This is a genomic window from Bradyrhizobium tropiciagri, assembly GCF_018130545.1.
Lineage (GTDB): Bacteria > Pseudomonadota > Alphaproteobacteria > Rhizobiales > Xanthobacteraceae > Bradyrhizobium > Bradyrhizobium tropiciagri_A.
Map to the genome: position 1 here is coordinate 399,944 of NZ_JAFCKF010000007.1, position 22,665 is coordinate 422,608.

The 22,665-nt window shown below is 60.9% G+C and carries 14 protein-coding genes and 3 pseudogenes; 8 read left to right on the forward strand and 9 right to left on the reverse strand.

The features are described from left to right. Positions 1–28 precede the first annotated feature (28 nt). Together JQ616_RS29795 and JQ616_RS29800 are read left to right on the forward strand one after the other, a co-directional pair. A complete protein-coding gene (locus tag JQ616_RS29795; protein WP_212020806.1) occupies positions 29–1,144 on the forward strand; it encodes a hypothetical protein in 1,116 nt (371 codons plus the stop codon). A 121-nt stretch (positions 1,145–1,265) separates the two neighbouring features. Continuing rightward, positions 1,266–2,150: an acyl-CoA thioesterase gene (locus tag JQ616_RS29800; RefSeq protein ID WP_212020808.1), complete on the forward strand. Its 885-nt coding sequence runs from the start codon at positions 1,266–1,268 to the stop codon at positions 2,148–2,150. Between the two features lie 261 nt (positions 2,151–2,411). Here JQ616_RS29800 and JQ616_RS29805 read toward each other — a convergent pair whose 3' ends face one another. From JQ616_RS29805 to JQ616_RS29815, 3 genes are all read right to left on the reverse strand, one after another. Next, positions 2,412–2,753 (reverse strand): XRE family transcriptional regulator, encoded by a 342-nt coding sequence (locus JQ616_RS29805; protein WP_212020810.1) that lies wholly within the window; start codon positions 2,751–2,753, stop codon positions 2,412–2,414. A 216-nt stretch (positions 2,754–2,969) separates the two neighbouring features. After that, positions 2,970–4,910 carry a putative bifunctional diguanylate cyclase/phosphodiesterase gene (locus tag JQ616_RS29810; RefSeq protein ID WP_212020812.1) on the reverse strand — a complete coding sequence of 647 codons (1,941 nt, stop codon included), beginning with the start codon at positions 4,908–4,910 and terminating at the stop codon, positions 2,970–2,972. 426 nt (positions 4,911–5,336) lie between these two features. Next, entirely contained in the window at positions 5,337–6,389 is a 1,053-nt protein-coding gene (locus JQ616_RS29815; protein WP_212020814.1) for a PAS domain-containing protein, read from the reverse strand. Between the two features lie 615 nt (positions 6,390–7,004). Between JQ616_RS29815 and JQ616_RS29820 the strand changes: the two genes are divergently transcribed. From JQ616_RS29820 to JQ616_RS39475, 5 genes and pseudogenes are all read left to right on the forward strand, one after another. Continuing rightward, positions 7,005–8,687: a methyl-accepting chemotaxis protein gene (locus JQ616_RS29820; RefSeq protein WP_212020926.1), complete on the forward strand. Its 1,683-nt coding sequence runs from the start codon at positions 7,005–7,007 to the stop codon at positions 8,685–8,687. 12 nt (positions 8,688–8,699) lie between these two features. Further along, a pseudogene (locus JQ616_RS29825) lies at positions 8,700–9,299 on the forward strand (hypothetical protein); the annotation flags it as partial. 59 nt (positions 9,300–9,358) lie between these two features. Then, positions 9,359–10,165 carry an ABC transporter ATP-binding protein gene (locus JQ616_RS29830; protein ID WP_212020816.1) on the forward strand — a complete coding sequence of 269 codons (807 nt, stop codon included), beginning with the start codon at positions 9,359–9,361 and terminating at the stop codon, positions 10,163–10,165. Next, positions 10,162–11,009: pseudogene (locus tag JQ616_RS29835) on the forward strand (ABC transporter permease). The gene JQ616_RS29830 and the pseudogene JQ616_RS29835 overlap by 4 nt, the downstream one beginning before the upstream one ends. After that, positions 11,006–11,222, forward strand: a pseudogene (locus tag JQ616_RS39475) (hypothetical protein); the annotation flags it as partial. The pseudogenes JQ616_RS29835 and JQ616_RS39475, both read left to right, overlap by 4 nt. 62 nt (positions 11,223–11,284) lie before the next feature. On the opposite strand, the gene scpA reads toward JQ616_RS39475, so the two are convergent. Genes scpA through JQ616_RS29855 form a run of 4 tightly spaced genes read right to left on the reverse strand, consistent with a single transcriptional unit; the run spans position 11,285 to position 17,559 of the window. Further along, entirely contained in the window at positions 11,285–13,423 is a 2,139-nt protein-coding gene (gene scpA, locus JQ616_RS29840; protein WP_212020818.1) for a methylmalonyl-CoA mutase, read from the reverse strand. 9 nt (positions 13,424–13,432) lie between these two features. Next, positions 13,433–15,436, reverse strand: coding sequence for an acetyl-CoA carboxylase biotin carboxylase subunit (locus JQ616_RS29845; protein ID WP_212020820.1), 2,004 nt, complete (start codon positions 15,434–15,436; stop codon positions 13,433–13,435). A 9-nt stretch (positions 15,437–15,445) separates the two neighbouring features. Beyond that, a complete protein-coding gene (locus tag JQ616_RS29850) occupies positions 15,446–16,978 on the reverse strand; it encodes an acyl-CoA carboxylase subunit beta (protein WP_212020822.1) in 1,533 nt (510 codons plus the stop codon). Beyond that, the gene (locus JQ616_RS29855; protein ID WP_212020824.1) at positions 16,978–17,559 is read right to left on the reverse strand and encodes a biotin transporter BioY; all 582 of its coding nucleotides are present in this window, start codon (positions 17,557–17,559) and stop codon (positions 16,978–16,980) included. The genes JQ616_RS29850 and JQ616_RS29855 overlap by 1 nt, the downstream gene beginning before the upstream one ends. Positions 17,560–17,692: 133 nt before the next feature. On the opposite strand from JQ616_RS29855, the gene JQ616_RS29860 reads away from it, so the two are divergent. Beyond that, on the forward strand, positions 17,693–19,105 hold the full coding sequence (locus JQ616_RS29860) for a helix-turn-helix domain-containing protein (protein WP_212020928.1): 1,413 nt from the start codon (positions 17,693–17,695) through the stop codon (positions 19,103–19,105). A gap of 745 nt (positions 19,106–19,850) precedes the next feature. Here JQ616_RS29860 and JQ616_RS29865 read toward each other — a convergent pair. Together JQ616_RS29865 and JQ616_RS29870 are read right to left on the reverse strand one after the other, a co-directional pair. Continuing rightward, positions 19,851–20,951 carry an NAD(P)-dependent alcohol dehydrogenase gene (locus JQ616_RS29865; protein WP_212020826.1) on the reverse strand — a complete coding sequence of 367 codons (1,101 nt, stop codon included), beginning with the start codon at positions 20,949–20,951 and terminating at the stop codon, positions 19,851–19,853. An 86-nt stretch (positions 20,952–21,037) separates the two neighbouring features. Next, positions 21,038–22,513 (reverse strand): benzaldehyde dehydrogenase, encoded by a 1,476-nt coding sequence (locus JQ616_RS29870; RefSeq protein WP_212020829.1) that lies wholly within the window; start codon positions 22,511–22,513, stop codon positions 21,038–21,040. Between the last annotated feature and the right edge of the window lie 152 nt (positions 22,514–22,665).

Below are 22,665 nucleotides of genomic sequence, written 5' to 3' on the forward strand. Positions count from 1 at the left end.
CGTCGACTGCGAAGCAAGGACAAGAGCAATGCTGACAGCCCAGGACGACCTCATCGGCCACCAGACGCCGGCAACGTTCGCCACATCCGGCGCGGGCGACGTGCGCTTCACCGAACGCTACTGGTACACCGCACATCCGATTGACGGCAGCGAACTCCTGGTCGACATCGGGCTCGGCTATTATCCTAACCGTCATGTGATGGACGGTTTCGCTGGCGTGACCATCGGCCGCAAGCAGCACAATTTTCGCACCTCGCGCCGCCTCGGCACGCACCCTCTGGAGACGTCGGTCGGAGGGCTGAAGATCGAGATCATCGAGGGGATGAACCTGCATCGGCTCACGCTCGCCGACAATCCTTCGGGAATAAGCTTCTCGCTCGAGTTCAGGGCAAGCTTCCCGCCGGCCCAGGAGAAGCAGAATTATCGCGAACGCGAGGGCACCGTCGAGGAGGACCTGGCCCGGGTGTCGCAGTTCGGCCGCTGGCGCGGTTGGATCGCGGCCGACGGCAAGCGCTTCGAGGTGACGCCGGAGACCTGGTGGGGGCAGCGCGACCGCTCTTGGGGCCTGCGTTCGGAGATGCGCACCGACGAGACGCGGCCGCCGGTCGCAACGCACCGAAACTTCTTCTGGACCTGGTCGATGTTTCAGTTCGAGCGATCGGCGCTGTCGGTATTCGTGAAGGAGCGAGCGCCTGGCAAGCCGCATTATCTCTCGGGTGCGGAATTTCGGCGCGAGGCCGATGGGTCGATATCGCATCGTGAAGTGACAACTTTCGAACACAGCATCGAATGGAGCGACGACCAACTCGGCCAGACCATCACCTCCGCCGATTTCACCTTCAACTTCGACCGCGGCGAGCCGCGCTATGTCCGGATGGTCGGCCTGCCGCCCCGCTTCTATCTCAAAGCCGGCATGTATGGCGGGCTAAAGGGATGGACGCATGGCGATGATCGCGGCGAGCAACACGCCGCGTACGATGTGTGGGACTTGGACGATGCCGCAACGCGCGCGACTGCCCGCACCTTGTCAGATCATGTCGTCAGACTCGAGAGCGGTAGCGAGATCGGCTTCGGCATCAGCGAGTACGGCGTTGCCGTGGGCTATCCGCGCTATCAGGCGCCCCAGAAATTCCCGGCACTGTGAGCAGGCACTGCCACCGCGCATTGCATTGAGGCAGTACTTCTCCCGAGCGAGACTTGGCAAGGACGGCTCGGCCGGCCTTGCCATCTTTTTTGGTCCCGGCCACAGGGATGGAAGGATCGCGATGAACGAAGAAGCCTGCGAGGATTGGGATAATGAGAGTATCGAGGCCTTGGTTTCGCTCGAAACGATCGGCCCGCATCGCTACCGAAGCCGCTTCGGCGATGGAAATCTGAACGGGCGCTCCTACGGTGGCCAAATCCTGGGACAGGCCATGATGGCCGCCACCTTGAGTGCTCCGGATGACCGGCCTGCATCTTTGCTGCAACTCCTGTTCCTGCGCGGATCCGATCCGGGCCAGCGAATCGAGTTCGAAGTTGGCGTGCTCCAGGATGGTAAGCGGTTCTCCTCCCGTCATGTTGTCGGCGTGCAAGGCGACGGCCGCGTTGTGCTGGATGCTCACGCAACGTTCTGCGCCCCGCAGCCGGGGCCGCAACACGCGGTCTCATCCCCGGCATTGGCGGAAGACCCCGCGAGCCTGCCGGAATTGACGACGATTCCCGATGTCCTTATGCGACAGTTGCGACCGCTCGGCGCCTACTCTCGCGATGTGAAGCCCTGCATGGATTTTCGCATTCCGGATATCGAGCGACAGCTTTCTGCCGCGACCGCGCAATCACGCCTCAGGTTTTGGCTAAAAGGGCGGCAACCACTCGCTGCCGGCTCGCGAGCGCAACCGGCCGTCTTTGCGTATCTCTCGGATTGGTGGCTGAATTTCAGTAGCGTCGGCGGCCACCTTCGCGATCTGCAATCGGTGGACCCGCTCTATCTTTCGAGTCTCAATCACTGCATCTGGTTTCATCGCGCTTTCTCGCCGGATGGCTGGATGCATTTCGAAACCGAGAGCCCTTGCGCCGAGGGAGGTCGCGGACTTTCGATTGCTCGCATTCACGACAGAAACGGATCGATGCTCGCAACATCGATCCAGGAGACCCTCATGGTACGCTAGCCGATTCGGTCCTGAAACCGCCGCGTCCAATGCCGGCGCTGCGCGCCGCAAATCGGGTGTATCCATTGCTTAGCGTGGCGCAGCCGGCAGGGCATTCCGGTCGTCCTGATGAATTAGATCGACGATCTCCGACTGATTGCGAGTAGATCGGCCCCACCAAACAGTGCGCAGTTGGCCGGAGATCCTGCTGAATAAAACAAAACCCCGCCGGTGGCGGCTGGGTTTTCCTTGTCGATTACCAGCCAGAGCCACAATTGTGGATCATGCGGAAAGCCGGCTCAGGAGCTCTTTCAGGCGGTCGACGGTGTAGGGTTCGGTGTGACCGCGCAGGAGCTTGGTAAGCTCCCTTAGCGGCATCTCCATAATCCAGTCGGCCCTGGCTTGGGTCAGGCCGAGTTTTTCGATCGCCTCGTCGATCTCGATTACGACCTTCGCTTTCACCGAGATCGGGCCGTTCGCAATGCGAATTGCTGCCACAGCTCGGGACGAGGTGCCCGCAGTGGAATGGGTCGGCGGCTCCGGTTGGGCCGGCGGCCCGCAGCCAAGTGCATAGTCCCAGACCATCCATCGGCGGATGGTCGGGCAGCGGTCGATCGAATTCACCACTTGCGCGCCCCAAACCCGGTCCTTCAGGGCCGGATCGAGGCGCGGCCCTGGTTCTCGATGTACTGACGTACGATGGCGATCGGAACGCCACCGTTCCACGAGGCATATTCGATATTTATGTATAGATTTTGGACGCATCAGCCGAATATCCGGCGGATGTACCCACGCGGGGGACCGCTCGACAAACAAGGCCGCAGCATCTTCTCACATCGGCTACGCACAAAGATACCTTTCGCGTGCTGGAGAAATCAGCTGTGAAAAGGCGGCCTCCCGCATCGGCTTCCCATAAAGATATCCCTGCACAAACCAACACTCGTTGGCCTCCAAAATCTCGCTCTGCTGCATCGTCTCGACCCCCTCCGCGACGAGCTTGAGGTCGAGCGCCTTTGCGATACCAATTATCGCTTCGACCAGTTTCGTTTTTCTGAGATCTTCGCCAAGTTCACGAACAAAGGACTGATCAAGCTTTAACACGTCGATCGGAAAGTTACTCAGATAACTAAGCGCAGAGTATCCGGTGCCGAAGTCGTCTACGGCGATCGATACTCCTATTTTCTTCAGAGCATCAAGGGTCGCCTTTACGCCGCGCTTATCTTCCAGAAGAACGCTTTCAGTAATTTCGAGGCACAACCACTGAGGCTTACAGCCCGATACGGCTAACGCTCTAGCAACAACAGGCACTAGATCATCATGAATGATCTGACGTGCCGAGACATTCACTGATACGACAAATGCCTCCTCCCGGGCGCGGTTCCAATTGACCGCCGCACGGCAAGCGGACTCAATGACCCAACGGCCAATATCGAGAATGATGCCGGACTCTTCCGCGACCGAGATAAATCTATCAGGTGTAAGGAAGCCCAATTCAGCATGATTCCACCGCAGCAGTGCTTCTGCGCCGATAACCAGCCCCGGGGGCAGCAGAACTTGCGGCTGATAGTAAAGTTCAAATTCGTCTCGTTGCAGCGCCTTTTTCAGCGTAGCCTCAATCATCGTACGTTTAATGGTGCGTGCCATCAGCTCGGCATCATAGAGCTGATACTTGTTGCGCCCCGTGTTCTTTGCCCGGTACATAGCATCGTCTGCATTTTTGAGAATTTCGTGCGGGTCCGGGCTATCCTCTGGGTAACACGCAATTCCGATGCTTGCTGAAACGTTGATTTCGCGGCCCATCGAAACGACAGGTTGGGTTAGTTTGCGCAAAATCACATCGGCGACCTCCGCGACTTCGTCCTTTCCTGGCGCGCCGTAGAATAGCATCGCGAATTCATCTCCGCCCAAACGGGCAGTCATATCCCCATGACGTTCGCAAGAACGAAGTCGACGCGCCACCTCCATCAACAGCTCGTCGCCCGCCGCGTGTCCAAACGCATCATTGATCTCTTTAAAATGGTCGAGATCAAGCGTCAGAACTCCAAATGGGCGGCTGGCTTTGCGCTCAGTTTCAGCGCTGATGGCCTCAACGAAGCACCGCCTGTTGCAAAGACCAGTCATGGAGTCCGTCAGTGCAGCTTTCTCCAAGCACACGCGGTCGTGCCAACTTCTCCAATAAGCGCCAGAGAATGCGGATGCCGCGAACACACACATGGTCGCCGCCGGGACAAGCAACACCACGTATTGCTCAACAGGGAGATGCGGTGACAGCCCTCCCACGTGCAGGGCCAACGGAAACAGAACGATTCCTGCGGTCAATGACAGATTTGCGGGAAGAGAACACCCGCGCGTCATAAGAAATGGCATGAACAGAAAGTACAGGAAACCCGCTAGCCCGTAGGTCATTCCGTCGTCTAGCCGATTTAGTATTTCAAGGAATCCCCATTCCCATCCGGCAAACGTAATTGCTGCGCATAAACCAGCAAGGCGGTGATCCCAATTGAGAATCAATGCAATAAGGTAGGGCGTAGCTATCGGCAAAATTGCCAAGCGAAGCCAGATCGTGGCTGTAGCGCCAAGGGGGTCGTGCGCATAGTCCCACATCCAAAGCGAGGCGCCGGCAATCGCAGTTATCGCGGTCATTAGAACGCTGATGGCGCGATGGTCTACGTATTGCTGCCGGCGAAAGCTGATAGGTGATCGAAGTAGTTGCCACACGGTCTGGTTCACACCGCTTGCTAGCTTCGGCATCGACATGTTACTGAACTCATACTCGGTCAAACTTGGTATCCGCCGCCTACGTGGCGGGCATGCGCCATCTCCGCCAAATTAGAATTCAACCAGTTTATCTTGGGTTTCGTGCGTTTCGCATTGCTGCCGCCGCGCCAACAAATTTTGATCAGATTTGTCTGTAATACGACAAGACAACTGAGCAAGAATTGCTCTTCATCTGGTTCCGGGACCTGGCACTGCAGCGGCGCATTCGGCGGGCAGACCGCGCCGGCGGACGTCGGTTTTCCGAGCATTGACCGAACTACTCTCGGCCCTTCAGGGCCGAGAGTAGTCACCGCGCAGTGATCCGGACGAGCCAATGCTCGCTAACGCTGGATAAGACGAGGGGCGCAAGATATTCGCCGGCCCCGTTCAGCCGCGTCGGCGAGTCCCAGACGAGCCCATCGACTGCGTTACTACACGATCCACGGAATCCTATCGTACGAAGAGGCTTGGTCTACCGTCGGGGGAAAGACCAAATTCTACTCCGGCCTCCTCGAGTGTCGTCCGAACTGCGAATTTGCTATTTCGGCGAACCACGCTGCTTTCGTTGGCTTCAAGACGCCTGATCGTTGAGACGGAAACACCTGCACGGCTTGCCAATTCTTGCACCGACCAGGTCAGAATACCTCGGGCGCCACGAACTTGTGCCGCGGTCAAAATCACGTCGGTTGCTATCAGGGAACGTTCGTGGGCAAAGCCGCCGGGCCGATACTCGGAGCGCTTTAAACAAATGCCGATCCAATGCAGTAGCGTGCCGTCGGGTCCCCAAACTGGTGCGCCCCTAGCGTGAAGCCAGATATATCCGTCGTTCGGTGTGCGAACACGGTAGTCCGCACTACAAATTGTCCTATTGGCGACTGCTGCACGGAAAGCTGCACGGGTATGCTCGCGATCATCGGGATGAACTGCATCTAGCCAGCCCTCGCCCTCGGTCTCGATAGCCGATTGGCCCGTGAGATCCTGCCAGGATTTACTTGGCTGCGCTCTGCCATCTGCCGCCGTTGTCCAAACAATGGCCCCGAGCGCCCCGAGAATCGCATCAAACCGACCCTCACTCTGCATGATAGCATGCTGAGCCTCACGTCGTGCAGTCACGTCAAGGACAAGTCCGACGGCTCGCACCGGACTGCCTTCTCGGTCGAGAATGGCCTCTGCTTTGATGAGTATCCACCGGACTGTTTGATCCGGCCGCACAATGCGGAATTCTCGTGCGAATGGCTGTCCCGCACGAACCACTTGATCCATATGCTTGTGTTGAGGGCGGTCGGCCGGGTGCATCAGCCCGACCAATTTTTGATAGGACAAGGGAAAGGAAGGGGGGAGGCCTAGGATACGATGCAGTCCAACCGAGGATGTGATTTCATCCGCCGAAAGTTCGCACGACCAGAAGCCGACATCCCCGTTTTCCTCGACCAATCGCAGAAAATGATAGGATGAAAATCTCTTATGCTGCAATGGCTTCGTGTGCAGTCCAAAAACGTTCATGCATTAGATATCCGGCCCTCAACCAATAATACGCGTTACTGATTCGCTGATCACCAACGCTCCGATTCTTGCTTCCAAATCCGAGAGCGGAATTCGGTCTAGCGGGCCGCCTTTCCAGAATTTGTGACTACTCGCGGGCCCGAAGGGCGCCGCATAGGCGGCACTGCAGGTCCGTGACGTGTGTGCCCGCCCGACCACGACGAGTCCCGAGCGTACCATTGGAACTTGTACTCCAACATGGTCCTGATTGTCCGGGGGCGACCCACCAGCAAGGACCGGTTCTCGTTCGCCGCTTCTGTGCGAGCGCCCCAGGCCTGTCGAGCGTCAGCCCCAACGGACCTCCGGCCTAGTTCGATCACCTAGCGATTAGGCCCCACGAAAAGAACAGTTTTTGTTCTGTCTGGCTGCTCGCGTCGTTGAGACTGCAATGAAACTACTCTTCAATGCAACTGTAGGGGTCAGCCGCCGGAAAGTGTGAAAGTGCAGGTCAATATTCTGATCGTAACCTTCGAACAGCAGACGAAACCGCCTGTCTGTTTTCTCGAAGTCCCATATTCTGCTTCTGCCAGAACAACGCATTCTGACACTAGCAGTCAGAATACCCCGGAGTTCAAAATGCTTGCTAATCTTTCGGTTCGCGCGAGGCTAATTGCCGTTATTGTGATGTTGCTGATAACGTTGGCTGGCACCGGACTGTTTGCCGTTACCAGAATGCAGACGATGAACGAATACACCATCAATATCTCGACAAAATGGCTGCCAAGCGTACGAGTTCTCGGCGAGATACGCGTCCTCGTCAACCGTTATCGCGTCAATATTCGACAGTTTGTCCTGGATACCGATCCGCAAAAAAAAGCCACCGATGAAAAGGCATTGGAGGCCATTGCGCAGGCGATTGCCGAGAAGATCAAGTCCTATCAGCCGCTCGTAACTTCGCAAGAAGAAAGGGAGCTTGCTGATGCGTTTATGGAAGCGTGGACTGACTACGTGACGCAGATCCGCGAGGTGATGGATATCAATCGCAAGGACAATGACACCGCTAAGGCTCGCGACTTCATCACGGCCAAGGCGCCGGTCGGCGCGAAACTGGAGACTCCGCTCCAAAAGAATATCGATCTCAACAACAAGGGCGCCGACGTCGCGACCCGGAAGGCTGCAGACAACTACGCGCTAACGCTTAAATTGATTTCCGCCATACTTCTCACCTCCATGATCCTCGGCATTTGCGCCGGGATATATCTTCTGCGGACTATTACCCGCGGCATAAACTCTGTCGTCACTCCGATGCGGGTCCTCGCAGCGGGCGATCTGACGGTGGCCGTGCCGTGCATCAACCCGAAGACCGAGATTGGCCAAATGGCCAGCGCCTTGCAGGTGTTTAAGGACGCGCTGGTCGCCAAAAAGGCCGTCGACGAGGCTGCAGCCGCTGACGCCAACGCGAAGATTACCCGCGGCCAGCGCGTGGACGCAGTTACCAGCCAATTTGAATCCATGATCGGCGAACTTGTCAGTTCGCTATCCTCATCCGCGACCGAACTAGAGGCAGCAGCCAATACGCTAACCACGAGCGCTCAGTCCACCGGACGCATTTCCGGCGATGCAGCAGGCGCCTCGCAAGAGGTTTCCACGAACGTGCAATCGGTAGCAGGTGCGACTGAGAAGATCACTTCTTCGGTGAACGAAATCGGCCGTCAGGTGCAACAGGCCAGCCGCGTTGCCAGCGATGCGGTCCGACAGGCGGAGAAGACGAATGCCAGTATAACGGAACTTTCGCAGTCCAGCGCTCGCATTGGCGATGTCGTCAGGCTGATTACCGCGATTGCTGAGCAGACAAATCTACTAGCACTCAATGCGACAATTGAGGCCGCGCGGGCGGGAAATGCCGGCCGCGGTTTCGCGATCGTCGCCTCGGAGGTGAAGGCGCTAGCGGCGCAGACGTCAAAGGCGACTGACGAAATCGCAACCCAAATTGCGAGCATGCAGTCTGCCACGGAGACATCGGTGGGCGCGATCAGGGAGATCAGCGCAACGATCAATGTCATCTCAGAAATTTCGTCGGCCATAGCCACTGCTGTGGAGGAACAAAGCGCTGCTACACAGGAAATCGCGCGAAATGTCATAACCGCGGCGCGGGGCAGCTCAGCCGTAGCATCGAATATCGACGACGTTAGCCGCGGCGCAAGCGAAACTGGCTCGGCATCAAGTCAAGTGCTTGCGTCGGCCCGGATGCTTTCGAACCAAAGTGAGCGGCTCAAGAGCGAGGTTGAGAAATTTCTAGCTACGGTGCGCGCAGCATAAGAGAACGTCGACATCGACCGACCCACTAAGCATTCGAACGAGAAGGGCAACACCCTCTCTGCGATTGACACCGAAAGCTGGACGGCGACCAAGACCATCAAGGTCGGCCAGCGCCCGCACGGCATCGAGTTCACGCGCGACGGCAAGTTCGTGATGGTCGCGGTCGGCGACGGCACCATCCAGGTGATCGACGCCAGGGCGCAAGCGTGGGTCGACACCCTAACCTCCGGGCCCGACTCCGAGCTGTTCACGCACGACGCGGTCGGCAAGGGGCCCCATGTCGCGAACGAGAACGACAACACGATTACCGTGATCAATCTGGAAAAGCGTGCGCGGATCGGCGACAGCCAGGCCGGCGTCGAGCCGGAGGGCGTCACCATCGGCGCCGGCGGCAAGACGCTAAATCAATACGTCGGAAATGACCAACATGGTGCATTTTATAGACACGGATTTGCGCCAGATGGGCGCCATGTGCTAGTCGACGCGCGGCCGCGCTTTGCCGAGTTCGAGCACGACAGCTCGGAAGTGTGGGTATCCTCTGAAATCGGCGGCACGGTCTCAGTGATCGATCCCATGAAGCACGCGGTGATCGGTAAGGTCACGTTCGAGATCCTGCGGCCGCACAAGACCATTCAGGTGGGCGAACTGCCCTGGGACATCACGATCGCACCATGACCAGCCCTGCTCCCATCGCTGAGCCACGCGAGACGCCAAGGCCAGATCCGGCGGCGGTGCCGGCGCTGTCGATCGACGGCGTCAGCCATTCCTACGGCCCGCGCCGCGCGTTGATGGACGTGTCCTTCAAGGTGCAGCCTGCGAGCTTTACCGCGCTGCTCGGCCTCAACGGCGCCGGCAAGAGCACGCTGTTTTCGCTCGTGACGCGCCTGTTCGGCATCCAGTCGGGGGGCGTCGGCATTTTCGGGCACGATATCAGTAGCTCATCGGGCGAGGCGCTGCGGCTGCTTGGCGTCGTATTCCAGCCGCGCACACTTGATCTCGATCTGTCGCTGACGCAGAATCTGCTCTATCACGCGGCGCTGCACGGCATCGGCCGCCGCGAGGCGACCACGCGCAGTGCCGAGCTGCTCGGCCGCATCGGGCTTTCCGAGCGCGCCGGCAGCAAGGTGCGCGATCTCTCGGGCGGGCAGATGCGGCGGCTGGAGATCGCACGCGCGCTGCTGCACCGGCCGCGGCTGTTGCTGCTGGACGAGCCGACCGTCGGGCTGGACGTCAAGGCGCGCGCCGACATCATCAGCCATGTCCGCCAGCTCGTGACCGAGCAAGGCATCGGCGTGCTCTGGGCCACTCACCTGTTCGACGAGATCATGTCCAGTGACGATCTCGTGGTGCTGCATCAGGGCAAGGTGCTGGCGCAGGGGCCGATGAGCCGCGTCATCACGGATGCCGGCGCGCAGGACGTCAACACCGCCTTCATGCGCCTGACCGGTGCGCAAACCATGCCGGGAGGCGGTGCATGAGCAGCATCACCACAAGCGATGCGCCGCGCGGCTTCTCGGCCTCGGAGTACATGACCTGCCTCACCGGCATCGTCTGGCGCGAGGGCCTGCGCTTCCTGCATCAGCGCGAGCGCTTCGTCTCCGCGCTGGTGCGTCCCCTGGTGTGGCTGTTCATCTTCGCCGCCGGCTTCCGGCAGGTGCTCGGCATCTCCATCATCCCGCCCTACGAGACCTACATTCTGTATGAGGTCTTCATCGCACCCGGGCTGATGGCGATGATCCAGCTCTTCAACGGCATGCAGTCCTCGCTCTCGATGGTCTATGACCGCGAGATGGGCAATATGCGTACGCTGCTGGTGAGCCCGCTGCCGCGCGGCTTCCTGTTGTTCTGCAAGCTGCTGGCGGGTACCGCGGTGTCGCTGCTCCAGGTCTATGCGTTCCTCCTGATCGCGTGGTTCTGGGACATCACCCCTCCTCTATCAGGCTATCTCACCGTGCTGCCGGCGCTGATCCTGTCCGGGCTGATGCTGGGCTCGCTCGGCATGCTGATCTCCTCCGGCATCAAGCAACTCGAGAACTTTGCCGGCGTGATGAACTTCGTCATTTTCCCGATGTTCTTCGCCTCCTCCGCGCTCTACCCGGTCTGGCGGGTGCAGGAGGGCAGCCCGTATCTCTATTATCTCTGCGCAGCCAATCCGTTCACCCATGCGGTCGAGCTGATCCGCTTCGCGCTGTACGGACAGGTCAACTGGATCTCGCTGGCGGTGGTCGCGGCTTGCACAATCGTCTTCATGATCGGCGCGATTCTGGCCTATGATCCCTCGCGCGGGTGGCGCGGCGCGGACCTGCGGGAGGCGAAGGATGAAGGTTCTGATCCTGGCTGCCATGGCAATTGCGCTGTGCTGCACGGCCGCGCGCGGCCGATCCGCGCTATCCTGACTGGCCCTACACCCAGGCCAAGGTGCCGGAGATTTCGCTGGCGGCCGTCTGGGCCGGCCCGCCGCTCGACGAGGCCGAGAAGTCGGTGAAGGAGTTTCTGGAAGGCTCTGCCTCGGACATGGTCGCGAACGCAAAAGTCCGAAGTGACCAAATATCCAAACCGGACGTCCGGTTGCTGCGATAGGCTCGGAACAGGCCTTGTTATCGGTTCGTTCGTATGCCTTCAACGAGATCTAATACTGCATTCGCGGCATCCAGCACATTGGTGCCCGGGCCAAACACGGCCGCGACGCCATGATCCAGCAAGAAATTGTAATCCTGGCGCGGCACGACGCCACCCACGACGACGATGATCTTGTCGCCGCCCTTCGCCTTGAGTGCATCGATTAATTGTGGCGCCAACGTCTTGTGGCCAGCGGCGAGCGAAGACATGCCGACGACATGGACCTTTGACTTAACGGCGAGATCGGCTGCCTCATCCGGTGTCTGGAACAGCGGTCCGGCCACCACCTCGAAGCCGATGTCGCCGAAAGCAGAGGCTATGATCTTCGCGCCGCGATCGTGGCCGTCCTGGCCGAGCTTCGCTACCAATACCTTCGGCGTTTCTCCAAGAGACTTGGAGAACTGATCGAGACGTTGGACAAGGGTGTCGTATTCAGGTTCGCCCTCGTACGCAGCTCCGTAAACGCGCTTCACTACTTTCGGTACGGCTGCGTGATCACCGAACGCTCCGCGAAGCGCGTCTGAGATTTCGCCGACGGTAGCGCGTGAACGCGACGCCTCGACTGCGGCTTCCAATATGTTGCCTTCCCCACTGTGGGCGATGTGGCTCAGTGCGGCAAGGGCCGAGTCCACGCGCTTGGGATCACGCTGACGCTTCGTCCTCTCGATGCGCTGAATCTGAGCCTCCCGAACGGCCTTGTTGTCGATGTCGAGGATGTCGATCTGGTCCTCCTGGTCGAGGCGGTATTTGTTGACGCCGACGATGACCTCGTCGCCGCGGTCGATAGCCGCCTGTTTGCGTGTCGCCGCTTCCTCGATAAGCCGCTTCGGCAGACCGTCGTTGACCGCCTTGGTCATGCCACCGATGGCCTCGATTTCTTCGATCAGTTTCCACGCCGCGTCGGCCAGCTCCTTGGTCAGACTCTCGACATAGTAGGAGCCAGCCAGCGGATCCACGACCTTGGTTACGCCCGTCTCGTGTTGCAGGATGAGCTGCGTGTTGCGCGCGATACGGGCGGAGAACTCAGTCGGCAAGGCGATCGCCTCGTCGAACGAGTTGGTGTGGAGCGACTGCGTTCCGCCCAGCACCGCCGACATCGCCTCAAAGGCCGTGCGCACGACATTGTTGTATGGATCCTGCTCCTGCAGCGACACGCCCGAGGTCTGGCAATGCGTGCGCAGCATCAGCGACGAGGCTTTCTTTGGCTGGAACTCCTCCATAATGCGCGTCCACAGGAGCCGTGCGGCGCGAAGCTTTGCTGCCTCCATGAAGAAGTTCATGCCGATGGCGAAGAAGAACGACAGGCGGCCGGCGAAATCGTCGACATCGAGCCCTTTCTTCAACGCCGCGCGGACATATTCGCGCCCGTCGGCCAGCGTGAAAGCGAGTTCCTGCACTAGCGTCGCGCCGGCCTCCTGCATGTGGTAGCCGGAGATGGAGATCGAGTTGAATTTCGGCATCTCCTTGGCCGTATACTCGATAATGTCGGCGATGATCCGCATCGAGGGTTCTGGCGGGTAGATGTAGGTGTTGCGGACCATGAACTCTTTGAGGATATCGTTCTGGATGGTCCCCGACAGATGCGCGCGCGGCACGCCCTGTTCCTCGCCAGCAACGATGAAATTCGCCAGGATGGGAATGACCGCACCGTTCATTGTCATCGATACGGACACCTTCTCGAGCGGGATACCGTCGAACAGGATCTTCATGTCCTCGACCGAATCGATTGCCACGCCGGCCTTGCCGACGTCGCCGACCACGCGCGGGTGATCGCTGTCGTAGCCGCGATGCGTGGCGAGGTCGAAGGCCACCGACACGCCCTGCTGACCGGCTGCCAACGCCCTGCGATAGAAGGTGTTCGAAGCCTCGGCCGTCGAGAAACCGGCATATTGCCGGATCGTCCACGGACGTCCGGCATACATCGTCGCACGAGGCCCCCGCACGAACGGCTTCTGGCCCGGCAAGGATCCCAGGTGGTCGACCCCTTCAAGATCGCCGGCGGTGTAGAGCGGCTTCACCGCGATGCCCTCTGGCGTCTGCCAGATCAGCTCATCGGGCGAACCCTTCACTTCCTTCTCGGCGGCGACGCGCCAGGTGTCGAGCTTGGGATTGCTCATGGCTAGCTCCTAATCGAACTCCATGATGAGCTCGTCGACTGCAAGGCTCGCGCCGGCTACTGCGGCTACCTTCTTCACTATTCCCCGGCGCTCGGCGCGCAGAACGTTTTCCATCTTCATCGCCTCGACGGTGGCAAGCGACTGGCCGACCTCGACCGCGTCGCCTTCCCCGACGAGAATAGTCGTCACAATGCCAGGCATGGGGCAGAGCAGCATCTTCGTCGTGTCCGGCGGCAGCTTGGTCGGCATCAGGCGTGCAAGTTCCGCGGCACGCGGCGTGCGTACATTTGCCACCACATCGATGCCGCGCCAGCGCAAGCGATAGCCACTACCGGCTGGCTGTAGCTTCACACCCACCGACGTATCGGCGACCTCGAAATGTGCGTGCTGGCGGCCCGGCAGCCAGTCGCTATGTACCTCGATCGCGTCGCAGCCGCCGAAATCGACCAGCGTGCGACTGCCCTCGACCGAAGCCGATACCGCGAACTGATGGTCCCCGAGCGTTACAACCCAGTCTCTGCCAACTGCCCTGGGATGATTGGCCAGCGCGCCCGATATCTGCACCGCGCGCTTCTGCGCACGCAGATTCGCGAAGGCGACAATCGCCGCAAGTGCCTTTGCCTGGGCTGCGGCCGGCGTCACGCCGGCAAAGCCATCCGGAAATTCCTCGGCGATGTAGGCCGTCGTCAACTTGCCGTCCCGGAACCGCTGCTGGTCCATCACGGCCGAGAGGAACGGCAGGTTGTGACCGATGCCTTCAACCTCGAAATCGTCGAGTGCCTTGCCCATGGCATCGATCGCGGCCAGTCGGTCCGGTGCCCACGTGCATAGCTTGGCGATCATCGGATCATAGTACATTGAGATCTCGCCGCCCTCGAACACGCCCGTGTCGTTGCGGATGATCACTCCGTCGGCCTGCCTGCCTTCCTTTGGTGGCCGGTAACGCGTCAGCCGACCGATCGACGGCAGGAAGTTCCGGTACGGGTCCTCGGCATAAAGACGGCTCTCGATCGCCCAGCCGTTGAGGCGGACGTCCCCCTGGGCCAGGGTCAGCTTCTCGCCGGCCGCAACACGGATCATTTGCTCGACGAGATCGATGCCTGTGATCAGTTCGGTTACAGGATGTTCGACCTGCAGGCGCGTGTTCATCTCGAGGAAGTAGAAGTTGCGCTTGCCGTCAACGATGAACTCGACCGTGCCGGCTGAGAAGTAGCCGACCTCACGCGCCAGGGCGACGGCCTGCTCGCCCATCGCCTTGCGCGTCGCGTCATCGAGGAACGGGGATGGCGCTTCCTCGATGACCTTCTGGTTGCGACGCTGGATCGAGCACTCGCGCTCGCCGAGATAGAGAATGTTACCGTGCTGGTCGCCCAGCACCTGGATCTCGATGTGGCGCGGCTCGGTGACGAACTTCTCGATGAAGATACGATCGTCGCCAAAGGAGGATTTGGCTTCGTTCTTGGACGACTGGTAGCCCTCGCGCGCCTCGGCATCGTTCCAGGCGATGCGCATCCCCTTGCCGCCGCCGCCAGCGGAGGCCTTGATCATGACCGGGTAGCCGATCTCAGCCGAGATCCTTGCCGCCTCATCAGGGCTTTCGATCAGGCCCATATGACCGGGAACCGTGTTCACGCCCGCCGCCGCGGCGATCTTCTTCGAGGTGATCTTGTCGCCCATCGCTTTGATGGCGGCCGGAGGCGGGCCAATGAAGGCCACGTTCTCGGCCTTCAACGCCTCGGCGAAATGCGCATTCTCCGACAGAAAGCCATAGCCCGGATGTACTGCGTCTGCGCCGGTCTGGCGGATCGCAGCGATGATCTTGTCGATGACAATGTAGGACTGCGACGAGGGCGCCGGACCGATATGCACGGCCTCGTCGGCCATTCTCACGTGCAGCGCGTCACGGTCGGCGTCCGAATAAACGGCGACAGTTGCGATTCCTAGTTTCCTGGCGGTCTTGATCACTCGGCAGGCGATTTCGCCGCGATTGGCGATGAGCATCTTCTTGAACATTTTATCGCCTCACAACGGGATCGTGTCGTGCTTGCGCCAGCGCGCGTCAACCGCCTTGGCGCGTAAGGCAGCGAAGGCGCGTGCGATGCGCTTGCGCGACGAGTGCGGCATGATCACTTCGTCGATGAAGCCGCGCTCGGCGGCAACGAATGGGTTGGCGAACCGCTCTTCGTATTCCGCAGTGCGGGCGGCGACCTTCTCCGGATTGCTGAGCTCGGAGCGGTAGAGGATTTCGGTCGCACCCTTAGCGCCCATAACCGCGATCTCGGCCGTCGGCCAGGCGTAGTTCACGTCGGCCCCGATGTGCTTGGACGCCATGACGTCATAGGCGCCGCCATAAGCCTTCCGCGTGATTAGCGTCACCATCGGCACGGTCGCTTGCGAATAGGCGAACAGGAGCTTGGCGCCATGCTTGATGACGCCGCCATATTCCTGCGCCGTGCCTGGCAGGAAGCCGGGCACATCCACGAGCGTCAGGATCGGAATCGAGAAGGCATTGCAGAAGCGCACGAAGCGCGCCGCCTTGCGCGACGAGTCGATGTCGAGGCAGCCCGCCAGTACCATCGGCTGATTGGCGACGACGCCGACAGTCTGGCCTTCGAGGCGCATGAAGCCAGTAATAATATTCCTTGCGAAGGCTTCCTGAATCTCGAAGAAATCGCCTTCATCGGCCAGCGCCAGGATCAGTTCCTTCATATCATAAGGCTTACTGGCGCTGTCAGGGATCAGCGTGTCGAGCCGCATCTCGATGCGCGAGGGGTCGTCGTAGAACGGGCGTACTGGCGGCTTCTCGCGATTGTTCAGGGGTAGGAAGTCGAACATGCGGCGCACGCCTTCGAGCGCCTCGATGTCGTTGTCGTAGGCGCCGTCGGCGACGGAAGATCTCGACGTATGTGTCCGTGCGCCGCCCAGTTCTTCGGCCGTGACGATCTCGTTGGTCACCGTCTTCACGACATCCGGGCCGGTGACGAACATGTAGGACGAGTCGCGCACCATGAAGATGAAGTCGGTCATCGCCGGCGAGTAGACGGCGCCGCCAGCGCAGGGCCCCATGATGACCGAGATCTGCGGAATGACACCAGAGACCTCGGCATTGCGGCGGAACACTTCGGCATAGCCGGCGAGTGAGGCGACGCCCTCCTGGATACGCGCGCCGCCGGAATCGTTGAGTCCGATCACCGGCGCCCCGTTGCGCACCGCCATGTCCATGATCTTGCAGATCTTCTGCGCATGCGTTTCCGACAACGAACCGCCAAGTACAGTGAAGTCCTGGCTGAAGACATAGACGATGCGGCCGTTGATCGTGCCCCACCCTGTCACGACGCCGTCGCCGGCGACCTTCTGCGAAGCCATGCCGAACTCGGTCGTCCGGTGGGTAACGTACATGTCGTATTCCTCGAACGATCCCTCGTCGAGGAGCACGTCGATGCGCTCGCGCGCAGTCAGCTTACCTTTGGCGTGCTGTGCATCGATGCGTTTCTGACCGCCGCCGAGGCGCGCCTCGTCCCGGCGTGCTTCAAGCTGTTCCAGGACTGCGCGCATCAGCGGTCAGCCTTGTCCGCGATGGCCTTCCAAGCCATCGGAAAGATGAGTGCAGCGAGCATCGCCTTGACCACGTCGCCGAGGACGAACGGCGTGAGGCCGTAGGCTATCACTGGTTTGTCGAAGCCGATCACCGTGCCGAGCCACGGCAGGCCGGTCAGGTAAATTGTCGCGGCGGCGACCAGTGCGGCAACCATCGCGGTCAGCGGTTGGCGATCCCATCCGCGCTGCGCGAACAGGCCGGCGACTACTGCCTGGACGAAGAAGCCGGCAAGGTAGCCGCCCGTCGGACCGACCATGTAGGCGAGGCCCAGCCCCTGCTGTGGCGTGCCTGCGAAAACCGGTAGGCCGACAGCACCTTGCGCAAGATAGAAAAGCACGGCTGCCCCGCCGCGCACTGGACCGAGCGCGAGCCCCAAACCGATGGCAACGAAGGTCTGCATCGACAACGGCACAGGAAAGAAAGGCACCGTGACCTTCGCTGATAGCGTGAGCAGCAGCGATGCTGCGGCAACAGTCAGCGCATCCAGCGCCAGACCGGCAGGCGCACGCCGCCCTGCGATCGCTGTGAAGAGGGTCATGATCTTCTCCCATCCCTGGCCCACATGAACATTGACCGATCGAATAGCTGCCGCCGTCCTTGCAGAAAACATTGAAATGGGCACAAAAGTATAATATGCAAATATGCAAATTCATTTCTGCGAAATTGCAAATATGGCACCTCCTAAGCTTTACATTGGCCGCAAGATCCGGGAACTGCGCGAGGCCCACAACGCCACGCAGGTCGTCTTCGCCGAGCGCCTCGGAATTTCGATCAGCTATCTCAATCAGGTCGAGAACAACCAGCGTCCCGTGTCGGCCGCAGTCCTGTTGGCTCTCGCTGAGAATTTCCAGATCGACATCGCCTCGATCTCAGCCAGCGACGGCGACAGGCTGCTCTCGGCCCTCAGCGAAGCGCTGGCGGATCCCCTATTCGACAATTATTCGCCAAACCTTCAGGAACTTAAGTTGGTCACGCAGAACGCGCCGGGCTTCGCCCGTGCGCTGATCTCCTGTCATCAGGCCTATCGCCGCAACAGCGAGCAGTTGGCGAGTCTCGACGACACGCTGGGACATGGGGCGTCGGCTGCGGAGCCGACGCCCTACGAAGAGGTCCGCGACTTCTTCCATTTCGTCGACAATTACGTACACGTCATCGACGTCGCGGCGGAACGGCTGGCAGCGGATTTGGGCATTGGTGAGCAGGAATCCAGCGCAGCGTTAGCTAAGCATCTTGAGACCCGGCACGGCATACGTGTCGTCAACGCTGGCGCCGACGAGGACGTGATACGGCGCTTCGACGTCAACTCGCGACTGCTCTTTCTCAATCCGTATTCTCCGCCGGCTACTCGCACCTTCCAGACCGCCTTTCAGATTGGGCAGCTTGAGCTCGAGGCGGCGATCGCCGACATTATCCGAAAGGCGGACTTCCGCTCTGCCGAGGCGAAGGACATCTGCCGCGTCGGCCTGCTTAACTACTTCGCCGGCGCACTGGTGCTTCCCTACCAGGCCTTCCTCGCCGCCGCCAAGGAACTGCGCCACGATCTCGAACTGCTCTGCGCGCGATTCGGCGCTGGCATGGAGCAGGTTGCGCATCGGCTGAGCACCCTGCAGCGACCAGGCCACAAGGGCGCGCCGATCTTCTTCGCCCGTATCGACCGCGCCGGCAACATCACTAAGCGGCACAGCGCGGCCAAGCTGCAGTTCGCCCGCTTCGGTTCGGCCTGTCCGCTCTGGAATGTACACCAGGCCTTCGAGACGCCAGGACGCATCATCCGCCAACTAGCTGAGACGCCCGACGGCGTCCGCTATCTGTGCATCGCCACGGAGATTTCCAAGGGCGGCCGCGGCTTCAACACACCGCATCAACGTTACGCCATCTCGCTCGGATGCGAGATCTCGTATGCTGGCGACTTCGTCTATGCCGATGGGCTCGAGCTCACGAACCGCGCCGCGTTCGAACCGATCGGCATATCCTGTCGCATCTGCGAGCGTCCACAGTGCCCTCAGAGAGCCGTTCCGCCTGTCAAGATCAGGCTAGTCATAGACCATCACAGACGTGGAGCGCTGCCCTACGCTTTGCCGTGACTGACGAAGTCCGTGCTATCTGCTGTTCTCTCAGATCACCCGCGCCGAGCGCGCTTCGGCGCAACAATCGCGCCGATATCGCCTAACGCGCTTGTGGCCGCCTGAGAACCGCGAGTGTCGGGGAATGGTACATGGGAGCTCAAGGTCCTGCCGAAGCCGGAGCACGTGCTCGGCCTGGAGTCCGTAGAGTTCAGTCTGGACTTGGATACGGTCTAACTTCGACATCCCTTTTGACAAAGCCCTCGGCCTCGGGTGAAGACGGGGGCTCGGGTCCCAAAATCTGAGGCCGCTAACCGGGTTTGAGTGAGGGCTGTCAGATGATCACTCGACATGATGGGCTGAGAAAGACGGCGCTGGGCACGATGGCTCGGGGCGGTTCGGAGACCGAGTTCGCGAAAGCGAACGTCGTCATCGAGATCGACGAGGCGATAGAAGCGAGGTTTGACCCACGCCGAGGCCGCCCGGATCATGGAGATGCCGCTAAGCGCGCTTACCGAATCCCTGCGCGGCCACTCCGAACCCTACACCGTAGACCGCCTCAAAGAGCTTCTGAGCCGGCTTTCCGCCTGATCTAGAGCCGGGGCTCGGGCTGATAGCATCTCGACAAGCTCTCGCGCCCCTACCGGATGTTTCTTCCGTTGGACAGTGAACGACGTGTCGATTACCCGGACGGTTGCCGCCTTTTGTCCAGGGCGGGCGCGGCGCCGGCCGAAGCCAAGCCTCGCCTGCTACGAATGACGTGCATTCAGTTCATTCGCACGATCGGCTTGATCGCGGCGCCGGTCTCGGAGTCGTGGATTGCCGCATTGATCTCATCGAGCGCGTAGAATTTGACGAGCTTGTCGAACGGGAAGCGGCCGGTTCGGTAGAGATCAATCAGTATCGGAATGAAGACGTCCGGATTGGAGTCGCCCTCGACGATGCCGATCAGGCGGCGCCCGGCGCTCATGAAGTGCGTCTCATTAAGGATAATCTCCGTATCCGGTCCTGACGCGCCTAGAATGCCGCAGGCGCCGCGCGGACCGAGGCTCTCCACGGCGCTGCGGATAACCGCAGGCAAACCCGTGGTATCGAGCGCGAAATTCAGGCCGGCGCCAGTAATCCGCATTATCTCCTCGACCGCATTGGTCTGGCGCGGATCGATCACATGCGTCGCCCCGAGCGATTTCGCGATCTCGAGCCTTGCCGGATTGGTATCAATCGCGATGATCGTGGTGGCGCCGACCACGTGTGCCGCCATCAGCGCCGACAGTCCGACTGATCCGGATCCGAACACCGCGAAAGATCTTCCCGCGGAGACTTTCAGCGCGTTCATTACCGCGCCGGCGCCGGTCTGCACGCCGCAGGCGAGCGGCCCGAGCAGTTCGAGCGGGACGTCGGATGCGACCTTCACCACATTGACCTCGTGGCAAATTGCGTGGGTCGCGAACGAGGACTGACCGAAGAAGTTGCCGTTGATCCGCGCGCCGTCCGCCGACAGCGCGCTCGATCCGTCCGCGCGCGTGGCGAAGAAGTTGCGCGGGAAGAATTCATGGCAATAGCTGATCGCGTGGTCCTGACAGCTCGGACACGCGCCGCAGGAATTGAAGATCATCACCACGTGATCGCCGGGCTTCACCTTGGTGATTGCTGCGCCGACCGCTTCCACGACGCCCGCGCCTTCGTGGCCGAGCACGACCGGCAGCGGCGTCGGCAGCATGCCGTCGCGAACGACGAGATCGGTGTGACAGACGCCCGTGGCCTTCACCTTGACAAGAATTTCGTCAGGGCGCGGTGCTTCGAGGTCGATGGTTTCAAGGTTCAACGGCGCGCCCTTTTCGCGGGCGACGGCGGCACGGATCTTCATCCTGGGTCTCCAGACGTCAGACGTTGCAAGGCGGATGGCTTCCGGCGCGCGAGAGGTGCCGGAAGCCATCCGATTGTGCGAGATGCTCAGAACGGATAGGGCGTCGCCTGCGGCTTCTCCGAGGTCCACACCCACTGCGTGAACTCTTCCCAGATTGCCGGGCCGCTAATGCGGCTGCCGTTCCCGGATCGGCCGCGCCCGCCGAACGGTGCGAACGGCCCGCCGTTGACGGTCTGATCGTTGATGTGGAGCTGGCCTACCGTGAGGCGATCGCCGATAGCCCGCGCCCGCGCGACCGAACCGGAAATCACGCCGGCGGCGAGGCCATACTCGGAGCGGTTGGCAAGCTCGACCGCCTCATCGTCGGTGGCAAAGCTGACGAGGCATGCAACGGGCCCGAAGATTTCCTCCTCGAACGCGCGCATGCCGGGCTTCACACCAGCCAGCACCGTCGCCTGGTAATAGCGGCCGTCGTGGACACCGCCGGCGAGCAGCCGCGCGCCCTTCGCCACCGCGTCGTCGACAATCGCCTGGATCTTCGTGACCTGTGCGTCGCTGATGATGGGGCCGAGCGCGACCTGGCCGGACGACGGATCGCCCGCCGGGAGATGCCGCGCCTTCTCGGCGACCTTCGTCGCCAGCGTTTCGGCGATATTCGCGTGTGAGAGCACTAGACCGGTCGACATGCATATCTGCCCCTGATGCAGGAACGCGCCCCAGGCTGCGTTGGACGCCGCGACGTCGATATCGGCATCGTCGAGCACGATCAGCGAATTCTTGCCGCCGAGTTCGAGCTGCACCTTCTTGAGATGGCGACCGGCGACCTCGCCGACCTTGCTGCCGCCTTCCGCCGAGCCGGTGAAGGAGATCATCGCGATGTTGGGATCGACGCACATCGCCTCGCCCGCCGCCGCGCCGCCCGGCACGACCTGCAGCACGCCCCTAGGCAGGCCCGCGTCCTCGAAGATGCGCGCGATGATGATACCGCCGGACACCGCGGTGCGGGGATCGGGCTTATGGACCACGGCGTTGCCCACGGCGAGCGCCGCGGCGATGGCACGGATGGACAGCACCAGCGGGAAGTTGAATGGCGAAATCACGCCGACCACCCCATGGGGCACGCGCTTCGCTGTGTTCGACCGCCCCGGTTCCATTGACGGCAGCATGATCCCGTTGGGCTCGATCGCGATCGCCGCCGCATGGCGCACGAACGCCGCTCCGTGCTCGATCTCGATCGCAGCCTTGGGCTGGATTGAGCCGCTCTCGCGCATGATCCAACCGATCAGCTCCTCGCCGTTCTGCTCGAGCAGATCGGCCGCCTTGCTGAGGATCGCCGCGCGCTCCTGCGGCAACTTCGCAGCCCATGCGGGTTGGGCTTGGCGCGCCTCGCGTGCCGCCTTCGCGATGTCCTTCGGATCGGCTATGCCGACCGAACCGAGCACCGCGCCCGTCGCCGGGTCGCTGATTTCCATCACGCCGCCGTCGGTTGCACTCCACTCGCCCAAAAAAGCCTTACCGCGCCAACGATCGACCGCAATGAAATCGCGAGCCTGCATGTTCATCGAAATATCCTCCCTCCGCCTCGTGCGGATAGATTAACTGTGCGGTCGTTGCGACCGCGGCTTGCCGTGCCGGGGAGAAAGAGGGGCAAGACGGTTTTGCTGTACGCCGTGCGGCCGTCGGCGCGTGCCGCACGCATGGTCGAGACCGTGGA